This is a genomic window from Laspinema olomoucense D3b (assembly GCF_025370785.1).
GTDB lineage: Bacteria > Cyanobacteriota > Cyanobacteriia > Cyanobacteriales > Laspinemataceae > Laspinema > Laspinema olomoucense.
Window position 1 is genome coordinate 1 of sequence record NZ_JAMXFA010000075.1, and the last position, 14227, is coordinate 14227.

Consider the following 14227-nt stretch of genomic DNA (forward strand, 5'->3'; position numbering starts at 1 on the left):
GGTGGGGGCGGAGGGGGAGGTGGGGGAGGAAACGACAGCAAGTCGGGACGTTGAACAGGGGATAACAACTTGCTGTCAATCTCCCCTATCTCCCCTATCTCCCCCATCTCCCCATCCTCCCCTATCTCCCCCATCTCCCCTATCTCCCCTATCTCCCCTATCTCCCCCATCTTCCCCATCTCCCCCATCTCCCCCATCTCCCCCATCTCCCCTATCTCCCCCATCTCCCCCATCTCTCCCAACCTCATCCTCCAATTTGCGACATAGTACGGCTATAGCTGCCGGTTTCGGTGCCGGAGTCTCGCTGTTTGTAGTTAATTTCGGGTTTAAGTTCGAGTAAATGGGCGACTTGCTGTCGGATTTCAGGGAGGGGAATACCGTTGCGGAGGGCGGTTTTGAGGTTGATTTGGCCGGTTTCGTTGAGGAGACAGGGCCGTAACCAGCCTTCGGCACTTAAGCGCATTCGGTTACACCGATCGCAGAAACATTCGGACATCTGCGAAATAAATCCGATAGTGCCTTTGGCATTAGGAATCTGAAACACATCCGCCGGACCATTTCCGGTGACTTGTCCTTCTGTTAATCCCCAGCGATCGCGAATTCGTTGGCGCAGTTCTTCTGAGGGAATCCAACCGCAGTCCCCAAATAATTCCCCATTCCCGATCGGCATGAATTCGATAAAGCGAACGTGCCAATTTCGGGCAATGGTTAATTCAGCTAAATCTAAAACTTCGCGATCGTTGACACCGGGAATCACCACGACATTTAATTTTAAAGGGTTAAATCCGACGCGATAGGCTTCTTGAATTCCATCCCAAACTTGTTGCCAGCGACTGGTTCCGCGAGTTCCGGCTAGGAAATCAAAAGTTTGTGCTTCCAGAGAGTCGAGGCTAATATTAATCCGGCGCAGTCCTGCATCATAGAGGGTTTGGGCTTTTTGGGCCAGGAAAAAGCCATTGGTAGTCAGGGCTAAATCTTGAGTTTGAGGCAAATTGGCGATCGCCTGGACAATTTCCACTACATCGAGACGGATTAGGGGTTCCCCTCCCGTTAACCGAAACCGCGTAAATCCGACGGGGATAAAGACTTCTTTGAGTAACGTTAACAGTTCTTCCCGAGTGAGTAAATCCTGTTGCCGGATATAGTCCAGTTCTGCCCCTTCTGGCATACAGTATTGGCAGCGAAAGTTGCAGCGGTCAATTAAACTAATCCTCAGATAATCCACTCGATTTCGCGGTGGCGGGACTTCACTGGTCCGAGTGATATTTTTTAACGGGTTGTTTTCCACAAGATTGCCCATTTGACCCCTAGATGCTTTCATCGGATATCTTGCTTATTCTAACGAAAACCCTTTCAGACGCTTGTTCATATCTAGAGTTTTCTCTATCACAATTTTGATGAGTTGCTCTCAAAAATTTTTATAAGTGGCGGTGAACACAGGTGAATAACAGCAGAATTTGAAGCAGATTGACCCTGATGTTTAGGGATTAATGGCTTGCTGAGACCAGGTGCGATCGCCATTGAATTGATATAACCACCGGTTTTGAGGTTCTCCTCGCAATTCTAACCAATCCACAGTGACGGGATCGAGTAAGAGCAAACAAAACTGGGCCAGGGGTTGACTGGTATCCAGGGCCGGGGGAGAGAAATCCTCGGATTCGTCACAGGGTGCAGCGGGATCGGGCCAAGAAAATTGGCGTCGGGTACTGTCGGAGAGTTGCTGCCATTCCTGGCATCGGGCTTGTTGTAAGCTGGGGTCAGGGGTATGAGGGTCTACTAAGGTCAAGTTACCCTGGAGGCGGAACTGTTCCCGGGTGATGGGGAAGTACCAGCAGACTTCGCCATGAGGATGGGTGGGGATTTGCTGGGCTTTTTGGCTGCGGGCATCGGTGACGATTTTGAGTTGGTTAGTTTCCTCTAAAAAGCCGCGAAAGACGACGGTGCGATTAGCGGGAGTTCCGTTTGGGCGGATGGTGGCGAGTTGGAAGTAGCGAGATTCAAGTCGGCTACGGTTGCGCTGAAGGGCATGGTTAAGGGGCGATCGCCACGGTGCAAGAGACATGATTCAAGGATAGGGCGCTCAGGTGGGTTTTCGTTTTATTCTATCTCGACGGTAAAGGCGATCGCCCCTACTGCCCGAGATGAGCATCCCCGATTATGAATTAAATCTGTAGAAATCAGCCCAGGGACTGGGATTCTCTTACACTACAAATAACAACAAGTCTCCCGCTTCCTGGTGGTTTCCCCCCGGCATGAAAGGTGAGTGGAGGCGGGAACTAAGGGAAGCATTCACTTTATTAAGGCAAAATTTGGGCAGCATGGAGGGGAGAGGTTTTCCGTGGCTGCCTAGGGGGTGAAAAGCTTTTGCTTCCTGACATTTATCACCGGATTTCACTGCCTTGATTTAGATTAAATGGATTGCAAAGAATTTGTAAAGATTATAGCTCGTTCCCAGCCGATCGCAGAGCACTCAGGCTCCCGAGTTTCAACCCTATCCAATCATTCCCCAGAATTGTTGGTATAACTTTTCCATTCCCTACTCTTTCCCCTATGAGTTTATCCAACAATTTCTTGACAAAAGTTTACGTTTTTTAAAGATTAAATATTGCCAAAAATCCACTTTTGCGGTAAAGGTCTAATTCTTTAGATTAAGTTAAAAAGACTTGTTTTTTTGTGTAATTTGTTGCCGAAATTACACCGAGATATAGGATAGATTCTTTTAGAGAAGTTAAAAACTTTCTCTGTCAGTTAGCATTGGCCCTTCAGATGTCTCATTCAGATGCAGTCGGTGCCGTGGTTCAACCCAATAATGTCAATACTGCAATCGGAAACCTAACCGATTCAAGCTGGGCAAGGTTAGAACGCTGCCCTCCAGGGGTCCCATTCCCCCGCCTGGATGATGGCGCTTGCCATTTAGCCCTTGAGAGAGCCAAATCAGTTCAATGGAAGTTTTGCTGGATTGTTGCCAACGGTTCAGACCCCACAAGTGCTGCACTGCCGAAGGGAAGAAGGGCATTAAGGGGACTGTCTGAATGCCCACTCCACCAAGATTCTCCTCAGAAAAGAGGCAATCTGAACGGACCCTGAGTGTCTGCAACCCGGTTCACCGGCAACCGAGCCCAACGAGATCTAGTGAGTCCAGAGTTTTAAGGACCGGCTTCTCCCCAGAAGCCAAAGGCAGGAAAAACCGCTTAATTGTGCAATCTACACCGACTCTACCCCGCTCCTGCCTCCCGATTTCTCTATCCCAAACCAATAGCGTGAGACGACGACCCATGCAAAACCTAGAAGGCAGCATTTGCGGGATTCTTGGCTTGTGCCAAGACATCAGCAAACGGGAATCCACCAAAGAACTCATCAACCCAAGCCGCGCCTCTGTTTTACAACAACTGACCCTCGGCATTGCACAAGCTGAGGATTTTGACACGGCATTAAGCTTGGCCCTGCGACGAGTCTGCGAAATCGCAGGATGGGATTATGGAGAAGCGTGGTCCTTCAATTGCGAAGGCGGATACCTGGAATGTAGCCCCGCATGGTACGCCGGAAAAATCAACGCCCTGGGACGACCCTTGCCAGAGATTAAAAAATTCCGCCAACAAAGCGAAAACCTCACGTTTTTACCGGGAATCGGTCTACCGGGACGGGTCTGGGTTCAACAACAGCCAGAATGGGCCAAAGATGTATCGGAACTGCCCCAAGCAATTTTTCATCGGGCGAAACTCGCCCGTAAACTGGGCATCAAAGCGGCCCTGGCTGTACCGATTCTTGCCAATGGGGAAATTCTCTCGGTCTTTGTCTTCTTCATGGTGGAGTCCCATCCCGAAGATCGGGGGATCGTTGAATTAATCTCGGAAATTCTCAGGGGACTGGGATCGGCACTGTTCCAAAAACGCTCCGAAGAAGCCTTACGAAAAGCGGAACAAAAATATCGGAATATTTTTGAGCGTTCCCTGGAAGGAATGTTTCAAAGTAACCCATCTGGGGAATACCTCCTCGTCAACTCGACCCTGGCCCATATTTATGGCTATGACTCTCCCACGGAAGTGATGAACTCGATTCGGGATATCCAATATCAGCTTTATGTGGACCCCGCGCGACGGACTGAACTCCATCACTTGTTACACGAAAAAGATGCGGTATGGGACTTCCAATCACAGTGCTATCGCAAAGATGGCAGCATTATATGGATTTCTGAAAATGCGCGGACGATCCGGGATGCCAATGGCAAAATCATTGCCTATGAAGGCACGGTGAAAGATATTACCGATCGCAAACGGGCAGAAGAACGGTTTGCGGCTTTGGTGCAGAACTCCTCAGACACCATCGCCATTTTGTCCGCAGAGGGCAAGATTTTATATGGATCTCCCTCCCTCGATCGCATTTTAGGATATCAACCCGATAGCTTACTGGGTGACTGCCTCCTGGATTACGTCCATCCCGAAGATGTGGCAATGGTTCGCGAGGTGCTTATGCCTAGACCCAAAGCAACCACAGCAACGCGATCGCTGCACTCCTGCAAATTTAACAACCCCCACCCCTCCAAAATCATGGCAGATTTTTCCCCCGTCGCCCTCAACAATCGCCCGGACTTCTCCTTAAAACCCATTGAGTATCGGTTTCGCCATGCCGATGGAACTTGGGTTTATTTAGAATCCGTAACTAATAACCGCCTCGATGATCCCAGCATCCAAGGCATTGTCGTTAATTCGCGGGATATCACCCAACGCAAAGAAGCGGAAGAACAACTCCATCAGCGACTGGCGATCGAAGCGGCATTATCTCAGATTTCCCGCTTGTTCGTCTCCACCCGCGAACCCAACTTCCATAAAATCCTCGCCCGCGTCGGCATTGCTGCTGGGGTAGAACGGGCCTATATTTTCGAGTTCGACGATCGCACAGGTCAATTTAGCAACACCTACGAATGGTGTTCCACTGCGGCAATCTCCCAAATCCAGAACCGCCAAAACCTCCAATCTGCTGATTTTCCCTGGCTGATGGACCAACTCACGGTCCTGGAAATCTTAGAGATCGGCAATATCGAGTGGCTACCGAAAGCCGCCCATGCGGAAAAAGCCTTCTTCCTCTCTCAAAATATCAAATCCCTGCTGATCGTCCCGCTTTTTTCCCAGGAAGAACGATTAGTCGGATTTCTAGGATTTGACGATCGCCAAATTCAACCCAATTGGTCCCCCAGCCATGCTCAACTCCTGCGGGTGATTGCCCAAATGCTCTCCAGTTACTATCAACGCAAGCAAACTGAAGAAGCCCTGCGGCAGGCGGAACGCAAATATCGCAGCATTTTTGAAAATGCGGTGGAGGGGATTTTTCAAACTACTCCCAGTGGTCAATATCTCACCGCTAATCCCATGTTGGCTACTATCTATGGATATGATTCGCCCGAAGAATTAATCGAAGTCTTGACGGATATCGAGCATCAACTCTATGTAGACCCGATGCGCCGGTCCGAGTTTCGCCGCTTGTTACAAGAACAAGAGACCGTCTGGGGCTTTGAGTCCCAGGTTTATCGACGCGATCGCCGCATCATCTGGATTTCTGAATGTGCGAGGACAATTCGCGATAGCAATGGTGAAATTATCGGCTATGAAGGCACCGTGGTTGATATCACCCAGCGCAAACAAGCTGAGGCGGAACTGCACCAGCGGGATAACTTATTGCTGGGGGTCGCCCAGGCGATGAATCACCTGCTGACTAATAGCAACACTGCCCAAGCCGCACTAGATGCCCTTGCCACCCTAGGAGAAGCGGCAGGGGTCGATCGCGTCTATATCTGTGAGTTGTCCAATCCCACCACAGCCTACAACTTCAGCAATCCCTCGGAATCTCACGCGACCCTTTCCTCTTGTGCCGAATGTACCTCGCGGGAACATTGTCAAATGTGGATTCGGTTTGAGTGGACCCGAACTCCCCAGGTGGGTTTAAAAAAAGGGGCTTGTTCCGTTGTCCAGTTGCGCTCCAGCCTGCTGAATACATTGTTAGCCGGTGAAACTGTGAGTTTGCTGGCCCCGAATTTGAATCCAACCGAGCAAAAACTGTTTGCTCAAGAGGGAACGCGATCGAGTTTGATGGTTCCGATTCTGGTGAATCATCAATTTTGGGGATACATCGGATTTGATGATATTCAGGTTGATCGACCTTGGTCCAAAAGCGAGGTTTCGATTTTAAGTGCGATCGCCGCTAGTATAGGCGGTGCTTTGCAGCGTCATCACCAAGAGGAAATGATTCGCCATCAAGCCTATCATGACCGTCTCACGGGCTTACCCAACCGGCAACTCTTGGATGAACGCCTGCCGATGGCGATCGAAAGTGCGAAACAGGAGAAAGAGCAACTAGCGGTAATGTTCCTGGACCTCGATCGCTTTAAAATCATTAACGATACCCTCGGTCATGCCGTGGGCGATGAACTCCTCCAAACTGCTGCCTTACGCTTGCGCAGTTGTCTACGCGATAGTGATATCATTGTGCGCTGGGGTGGCGATGAATTTATCCTGTTGTTAGAAGGAATTACCAGTACAGAAGATGCTTCGCAGATTGCTCAAAGGCTGCTGGAATGTCTGCGTCCGGCTTTTGAGATTGAAGGCAATCAACTTTATATTACAGGCAGTATTGGTCTGGCCGTTTATCCCCAGGATGGAGGCGACCCGGAAACTTTAATTAAAAATGCGGATACAGCCCTTTATCGGGTCAAAGAACAGGGCCGGAATAATTACCAGATTTACTCTCCCGCCATGACTTCTGAAGCTTCGGAGTTACTGGTTTTGGACAATTCACTCCATGAGGCTTTAAAACGAGAAGAGTTTTTTTTGGAATTCCAACCCCAGGTGAATTTCAAAACTGGCGCAGTCGTGGGGATGGAAGCGTTAGTGAGATGGCAACACCCTCACTTGGGATTAGTTCCTCCCCATACGTTTATTCCGATCGCTGAAGACAACTGTGAGATTATCAAATTGGGCTGGTGGGTGTTGCAGCAGGCGATCGCTCAAAATAAAGCATGGCAGGATAGCGGATTACCTCCGATTCGGATGATGGTGAATCTCTCCACTCGTCAATTCCACCATCCCGATTTAGGGGAAATCGTCTCCCAAATGCTGGGGGAGGCGAACCTAGACCCCCATTGGTTGGGGTTAGAAATCAGCGAAACCACGGCTATGCATGACCCGAACTTAACCGATAGCATTTTGCGTCAGTTTCGCACAATGGGAATTGCTACGGCGATCGATGATTTTGGAATTGGCTATGCTTCGCTGAATTATCTGAAAAAATTTTGCTTCCAAACTCTGAAAATTGACAAGTCTTTTGTTTGGGATATCGCACTGAATGCCAAAGAAGCGGCGATCGTTTCGGCGATTATTACCCTGGGACAAAAGCTGAATATGAATGTGGTGGCGGAAGGGGTGGAAACTGCCGTCCAGCGGGATTGTTTGCTCAATCTCAACTGCTATGAAATGCAGGGATATTTGTTTAGTCCTCCCCTGGGTGCGTCCGATGCGACGCGACTCCTGGAACAATCCCAAGGACTGTTATAAGGGAGCAATGGGGGCGATCTGAGCCTACATGGGGAATTCTCTCACAGTCCCCCGGTAGGGGCAATTGATGGACTGCCCCTACGCTTTAGAGTATCCTGATCAGGATATCCGGATTTAGGCCGGTACTCTTTCTTTCTGTTCTCTGACCCAGTGACGATGTTGGGCGATCGCCTGGATAAAAGCTTCTGCTGCCGAGTGTATATCAGACCCTCCGGTTAGAGTCACTACCCCTTTCTCCGATTGCACCTGTCCATTGGAGTCAGACTCTAATAAACTCACCCCTTGGATACTCGATGCCTTGAGTAATTCCACCCCTTCACCAGTGGCGGCGATCGCCTTACAATGCCGGAACGCCTCATTAATAAAATGAATCGCATCTCCCTCTTGCTTCAACGTCTCGATGCTTTCTCGTCCCCCGGGAACATAAATCGCATCATACATAATCGAACCCGTGGCGATAAACATCTTATCCACCTTCACTTGTTCACCGGATGCACTGGTAATCATCCCACCAAACTTTGAGACAATCTTGGCACTTGCCCCGGCATCCTGCAATGCCTGCTTCATTTGCATTAACTGAGTTCCATCAAACCCATCTGCGGCTAAAATCGCCACCTGCCGACTCTTCACCGTATTTTTAACCGTATTCTCCATACTCAGAGAGGGAGAACGATGACCGTGATTTTCCAGGGCGGGTTCAGTGGGAGGTGAGAGTCCAATCCCCTTGGCAACACGCTTGGCTAATTCATGATCCACATGGTTAAACAAATCCACCATCCGTTCCTGAATCTGCTTGTCTTCCACCTTCCCTAACTCAAAGTGACTGGCAGAAACTAAGTGAGCTTGTTCCACCTCAGATAAGCTATTCCAGAATAACGTCGCTTGACTGAAATGATCCTTAAAACTATCACTGCGTTTGCGGATCTTCAGCCCTTCCACCTTTTCTGCATAGTGAGTATAAGCTCGCATATTTTCCGGATTCGCCATCGGACAGCCCCCCGCCCGAGAGTTGGGGAAATAATTCACCTGACCCTTATCAATGGTTTGTCGGGAATACCCATCGCGCTGATTGTTATGGGTTGGGGCAACTGGACGGTTAATGGGAAGTTCAGCAAAGTTCGGTCCACCCAAGCGGATTAACTGGGTATCGGTATAAGAAAACAAGCGACCTTGTAACAACGGATCATTGCTAAAATCAATTCCCGGGACCACATGACCCGGATGGAATGCTACTTGTTCAGTTTCCGCAAAAAAGTTATCAGGATTCCGATTGAGGGTCATTTTACCAATGATTTTCACCGGCACTAATTCCTCGGGAATTAGCTTAGTCGGGTCTAACAAGTCAAAGTCAAACTTATCCGCATCTTCCTCAGCAACGAGTTGAACTCCGAGTTCAAATTCGGGATAATTGCCCATCTCGATCGCATCCCAGAGATCGCGCCGATTAAAATCAGGGTCTTTCCCTGCCAGCTTTTGGGTTTCATCCCAGACTAAGGAGTGCATCCCAAGAGGGGGTCGCCAGTGCAACTTCACCAAGTGCGCCTTACCTTGCTCATTAATCCAGCGGAAAGTATGAACACCGAACCCTTCCATCATGCGGTAACTGCGGGGTAAAGCGCGATCGGACAGTACCCACATAATCATGTGCATCGATTCCGGCATCAGAGAGATAAAGTCCCAGAAATTATCATGGGCCGCAGAAGCCTGGGGCATCTCATTGTGCGGTTCAGGTTTAACCGAATGGACCAAATCCGGGAATTTAATCCCATCCTGAATGAAAAAGACCGGCATATTATTGCCTACTAAGTCGTAATTCCCTTCTTCTGTATAAAACTTAGTGGCAAATCCTCGCACATCCCGCACCGTATCCGCTGAACCTCGGAACCCAACCACCGTGGAGAAGCGGACAAATACCGGAGTTTTAACCGCCGGGTCTTGGAGGAATTTGGCCTTGGTGTATTCCGCCATTGATTCATACACTTGAAAATAACCATGCGCCGCTGAACCCCGGGCATGAACCACCCGTTCAGGAATCCGTTCATGGTCAAAGTGGGTCATTTTTTCGCGGAAATGGAAGTCTTCCATTAACGTCGGACCTCGCTCACCAGCTTTTAAGGAATTATTAGTGTCATCAATTATAACTCCCTGGTTTGTGGTTAAGTTTTCGCCCGTCTCCCGGCGAAACATTTCTAAACTTTCGTTTTTCTTTTGTTCAGAATTATTGTCTGGATTCATGGTTGCTTTTGAATTGTAATGGGATTTATTGAAAGGGATTAAGAGTGAGTGAAACGCTGATATGTTTCCTAAGCAAAGAGTTACCCTTTATTAAAGCGTTCTGATAAAACAGGGTTTCCGCAAAGCCTAAAAACAAAAAAATCAGCTCCTTATCAACTCAGCACAACTGCGCTAATCTGAATATTTTCCGGTGTAAAAGTGTGAGTCTTTTTACTGATGATGAGAAATTATTTTTACCTTAATTTTGTTTTTCTAAAGGGTAACGCAGGCTCGGAGCTATTGTCAATAAATTTTAATTTTTTCAGGTTTTTCCCCGATAAATGGCAGATTGATTTCAGAGAAATCCCCAGGGTACTGCTCTTAGCGGGTAGCACCTGGTAAGGCGATCGCCCGTTCTCTATTAACCGAAAATAGTCAGAAAAGGAGATGGCTACATCCGTGACTTCTCCGGCTAGATTAAGGCCAATTTGTCATTCTTTGGGACGATATCTACCATAAGAGGGAAATAAACAAGCTGGCATCTATCTAAAGGAATAACCTAATCTGGCCTGAGTCTCTTTGGAACCGATTCAAAAAGCGATCGCCACTTAACTTGCACCCCAAAATTGCGATCGCCCGTTACTTTTTAGAGCATTGCCGATTATGCGTACTGCTCTTGTTGTTTAAAATAGTGATAAAGATTCGCCACCGTCAAATCGGGTACTTCCTGCCAATTTGAGGGTGCTAAAGCATTATATCCCGTAGCATTGGCGCGCTGAAACACATAAGATTCATGATGTTGGCGCAATTCCGGTTTCACAATAAAGCGAAGTTGATCCCGCAGAGAATCATAATGAGATTTTTGCTTTAATGTTTTATAGAGGGACAATTCCACAGGCGGTTCAGCCGGATTGGTATTTTCTGACGCGGCTGAACTCTCCTCAGCCGGTAATTCTAAGCGGGCTAACTCTTGGAGTTCCGAGGGCGATCGGTCTTTAATCCAATCTACTTGATTTTGCCAAGATTCTAATAAGGGTAAATCCTGAGTATGAATCCGCGTGACTTCCGGAAACAGAAAATCCAGTTCGTTGTCACATTCGCAGCGATCGATAATTTGGAGAGAACTGTCTCGGATTTTTTTGCGTAAATCAAATAGGCGAGCACTCACCACTTCATGCGCCCCTTGGAGTTGGTAGATTGTAGTAATGGTTTGGTCAATTAACCAACTGCATTCCATCCGGCGCAGTTGTCCAGCCGCCGAAGTCTGGTGGTATAAATCTGGATTGTTATAATTGGCTAGAGCATTAAAGAGCATTCCTTTTGCCATATTAAAATCATCATTTCTCTGATCCACACTCGTCAATTTCAAGGCATGATTTAAGCACTTAACTGCTTCTCTAAATTTCCCATAAGACTCGGCTAAAATCGTCCGATGATGTTTGAATTCAATATCTTCAGACATTCGGTCAATGCGATACATGATTTCTTCCCCTTGACCATGCAATGCTTGCTTGAGGTCAATGAAACCATCTTTGACTTCTAACCGGAGTTGCTTAACATCTTCCCTCCACTTCAAGGTTTGCTGGAGGTTGATCGCTGACAATACTGCCACTGCTCCTATACCAACTCCAATCAATGCCGTACTTCCTTGCAGCACTGCTACAGTGGTTAGCACCTGGTTAAGCATCTTGTAGGTTTTTTGAAAACCGCAATGGGTTTGAATCATTTGTGCAGCACCTACTCCGAGTTCTACTGCAATTTGTGCGATCTCTAATCCGATCTCTACAGGTACTAAAAATGGCTCCGCTACCGCCGCAATAGCATGACCGACAAATTGACCCGTAATTTTGTCTCGTGCAATACCAAGTGCAACCCCTGCTTTATCCTTGACGACTTCATAGAGACCCGAGTCAATGCCAGCTTGAATAACTTCGGAAAAGACGAATATCATAATTTTTACCAAATTGGGGTAAATTTAGTGATCATTGTTTTATTATAATCCTTATGAGTAATAAGGACAAGCTCTGATATGAATGAATACATGGCGACCTTTCAGGCTATTAGCCAGTCTGTCCAGCAGGTTAGGATGGATCGATCTAGTTCAGTAGAGATTAAGGACTCAGCAAAACATCTCGCTGAATCACTGCAACCCTGTTTTAAAGAGCTTCGGGAGTCGGCAGCACGCCTTCAACACTTGACCCAAGTTTGTGTCACCGATTTGGAGGGTGCTCATGATGTTTGGTTGAGCAAACCCTGGATTAGTCAAGCACCTAGACCTGAAATCTGGGAACAAGTGGGCGAACTGAGTGGATGCCATTTCAGAATTCGTCAGTTAGGGGAACAACTCCAACTTGAAGCCGTTACAAAAATTAACGACTTGTGGAGTAAAAAAGCAACTCAACTCCGTAACAAATGGTTTTTTGATGACAAAAAGAAGGAATTCAAAAAAGGAATTACTGTTTTTGAAAAAGATGGGTTGCTTAAGGAGTTACGTTCGGAGCTAGAAGCCTTAAACGCCAATTTTATCGAAATTACCCAATTGGGGTTAAATTTGATTTCTCAGGATTTGAAAGCCATCACGGCTGATACCTTCAATGACTGCATCACTCGCCTAGACCAACGCACTAAAGAAAACTGGCAAGAGCGGATTAACTCAATGGAGAACAAGGTTGAACAGAAGTTCAGCAATCCTACGAAAGATTTACCGAATGGTATTCGAGATTTTAGCGAGATTTATAATGAAGAGTTAAATAATTTCGGCAATCAAAGTATGTTTGGCGTCAATTTGGACAGTTTAGAAAAATTCTGCGAAAAGTTTTTCCCCATTATGAAGAACATAATTAAAGCCCTGTTTAGTGATCGCATCCAAATCGCCCTGGAGGCGATCGAAGAACGCATGACCTTCTATAACGAATTGCTAGAAAAGCAGGAACGATACCAGCAGGAAACCCCGGAACAACGGGAGGCGGAAAAGGCATGGATCGAACAACAACACCAGCAGATCCAGCAGGTGCGGCAGGGTATAGAAGCAATTCTGGCTTAGAATATTGCCCGGTAAATGCGATATAGGGTTTAGAAATTCTTGTGGGAGTGGGAGCGTCTCGCTCCCTTTTCCAGTTCTCGCTCCCTACTGTAAAATAGAGCGTCTCGCTCCCACTCCGCACTTCCTATCCCAATGATTTAAACGCCCTACAATTGCCGCAAAAAGCGTAAATCACTGCTATAAACTCGGCGAATATCATCAATTTGATACAACACCATCGCAAACCGTTCCACCCCAAATCCAGCGGCAAATCCTGTATAAACCTCCGGATCATAACCCACTGCTTTTAACACATTCGGGTCAACGGTGCCACATCCTAACACTTCCAACCATTTCCCTTTCCACTGCACATCCACCTCAGCAGAAGGTTCCGTGAACGGGAAATAACTCGGACGGAAGCGCAAGGGTAAATCTTCCCCAAACATTTGGCGGACAAACTCTTTCAACGTCCCTTTGAGATCCGTGAAGGTAATCCCCTTATCTATAGCCAAAATTTCAATCTGATGGAACACTGCCGCATGAGTGGCATCCACCGTATCCCGCCGATACACCCGCCCTGGGGCCACAATCCGCACCGGAGGCTCATGGTTTTCCATGTAGCGAATCTGCACCGGAGAGGTATGAGTCCGCAGCAGGTTACCATCGGGGAGATAGAAAGTATCCTGCATATCCCGCGCCGGATGGTCTTGAGGGGTATTCAACGCCTCGAAATTATAATAGTCCGTCTCCATTTCCGGTCCCGTGGCGACAGTGTACCCCATCCCCACAAAAATATCGATCGCCCGGTCAATCACCGCATTCAAAGGGTGAATCCGACCCTGGGGACGATAGACTCCCGGCATCGTCACGTCCAGAGTTTCTGCCGCGAGTTGCTGTTGAATTTGGGCCTGGAGTAAATCCTGATTCCGCCCTTCCAGTTGGCCTTGCAGCGCTTCCTTGACCTCATTGGCCAGAGAACCAATTCGGGGTCGGTCTGCGGCATCTAGTTTTCCCATTCCTCGCAAGATTTGAGAAAGCTGCCCTTTTTTGCCCAGATAGTTCACTCGCAGTTGTTCGAGTTCATCAAGGGTATTCACCGAGGCGACTGCCCCCACTGCGTCCTGACGCAGGTTTTCTAGTTGGTTCTCTAAATCACTAAGCTGAGTAGTCATGCTGCAACGAGTGTTAATCCATTAGTTCCCGCCATCATTGAGTTTAGCGCAAAGGGTCACCGCGAATCAGCCGAGAGCAGCAGTACCGGAGGAGGTTCCCACTTATAAGTTGAAACTAGAAAATAGAGACCACCCCGTCCCTTCGGGACACCCCTCCACAGGAGGGGAATAAGCCCAAAAATTCCCCTCCTACAGGAGGGCTATGCGTTACTCACATATTTCTTAACAATCTCGTAAACCTAATGCCTGTATTGGTTAGCGGGATAATTAACCTC

9 protein-coding genes are annotated in these 14227 nt (G+C 47.8%); 2 read left to right on the forward strand and 7 right to left on the reverse strand.

Annotated elements, in window-relative coordinates; genetic code table 11:
- The 4 genes from NG792_RS28280 to NG792_RS28295 form a co-directional block, all read right to left on the reverse strand.
- The coding region (locus NG792_RS28280; protein ID WP_261237721.1) for a hypothetical protein at positions 1 to 233 on the reverse strand (233 nt) is incomplete at its 3' end.
- 11 nt (positions 234 to 244) lie between these two features.
- The gene (gene moaA / locus NG792_RS28285) at positions 245 to 1321 is read right to left on the reverse strand and encodes a GTP 3',8-cyclase MoaA (RefSeq protein ID WP_261197488.1); all 1077 of its coding nucleotides are present in this window, start codon (positions 1319 to 1321) and stop codon (positions 245 to 247) included.
- Between the two features lie 159 nt (positions 1322 to 1480).
- A complete protein-coding gene (locus NG792_RS28290) occupies positions 1481 to 2062 on the reverse strand; it encodes an Npun_F5749 family FMN-dependent PPOX-type flavoprotein (protein WP_261197487.1) in 582 nt (193 codons plus the stop codon).
- Positions 2063 to 2812: 750 nt separating this feature from the next.
- Positions 2813 to 3040, reverse strand: coding sequence for a hypothetical protein (locus NG792_RS28295; protein ID WP_261237722.1), 228 nt, complete (start codon positions 3038 to 3040; stop codon positions 2813 to 2815).
- Positions 3041 to 3275: 235 nt separating this feature from the next.
- Between NG792_RS28295 and NG792_RS28300 the strand changes: the two genes are divergently transcribed.
- Positions 3276 to 7544: an EAL domain-containing protein gene (locus tag NG792_RS28300; RefSeq protein ID WP_261237723.1), complete on the forward strand. Its 4269-nt coding sequence runs from the start codon at positions 3276 to 3278 to the stop codon at positions 7542 to 7544.
- 114 nt (positions 7545 to 7658) lie between these two features.
- Here the strand turns inward: NG792_RS28300 and NG792_RS28305 are convergent, their stop codons facing one another.
- Positions 7659 to 9779, reverse strand: a complete 2121-nt coding sequence (locus NG792_RS28305) for a catalase (RefSeq protein ID WP_261237724.1) — start codon at positions 9777 to 9779, stop codon at positions 7659 to 7661.
- Between the two features lie 640 nt (positions 9780 to 10419).
- On the reverse strand, positions 10420 to 11709 hold the full coding sequence (locus NG792_RS28310; RefSeq protein ID WP_261237725.1) for a hypothetical protein: 1290 nt from the start codon (positions 11707 to 11709) through the stop codon (positions 10420 to 10422).
- Between the two features lie 135 nt (positions 11710 to 11844).
- Between NG792_RS28310 and NG792_RS28315 the strand changes: the two genes are divergently transcribed.
- Positions 11845 to 12801, forward strand: coding sequence for a hypothetical protein (locus tag NG792_RS28315; RefSeq protein WP_261237726.1), 957 nt, complete (start codon positions 11845 to 11847; stop codon positions 12799 to 12801).
- Positions 12802 to 12947: 146 nt separating this feature from the next.
- Here NG792_RS28315 and pheS read toward each other — a convergent pair whose 3' ends face one another.
- A complete protein-coding gene (gene pheS / locus NG792_RS28320) occupies positions 12948 to 13952 on the reverse strand; it encodes a phenylalanine--tRNA ligase subunit alpha (RefSeq protein WP_261237727.1) in 1005 nt (334 codons plus the stop codon).
- Positions 13953 to 14227 lie beyond the last annotated feature (275 nt).

Excerpts from the sequence above, each read along its gene's own strand:
- NG792_RS28290 (WP_261197487.1), bottom strand. The coding sequence starts at position 2,062 with ATGTCTCTTGCACCGTGGCGATCGCCCCTTAACCATGCCCTTCAGCGC.
- pheS (WP_261237727.1), bottom strand. The coding sequence starts at position 13,952 with ATGACTACTCAGCTTAGTGATTTAGAGAACCAACTAGAAAACCTGCGT.
- NG792_RS28300 (WP_261237723.1), top strand. The coding sequence starts at position 3,276 with ATGCAAAACCTAGAAGGCAGCATTTGCGGGATTCTTGGCTTGTGCCAA.
- NG792_RS28305 (WP_261237724.1), bottom strand. The coding sequence starts at position 9,779 with ATGAATCCAGACAATAATTCTGAACAAAAGAAAAACGAAAGTTTAGAA.
- NG792_RS28310 (WP_261237725.1), bottom strand. The coding sequence starts at position 11,709 with ATGATATTCGTCTTTTCCGAAGTTATTCAAGCTGGCATTGACTCGGGT.
- NG792_RS28315 (WP_261237726.1), top strand. The coding sequence starts at position 11,845 with ATGGATCGATCTAGTTCAGTAGAGATTAAGGACTCAGCAAAACATCTC.
- moaA (WP_261197488.1), bottom strand. The coding sequence starts at position 1,321 with ATGAAAGCATCTAGGGGTCAAATGGGCAATCTTGTGGAAAACAACCCG.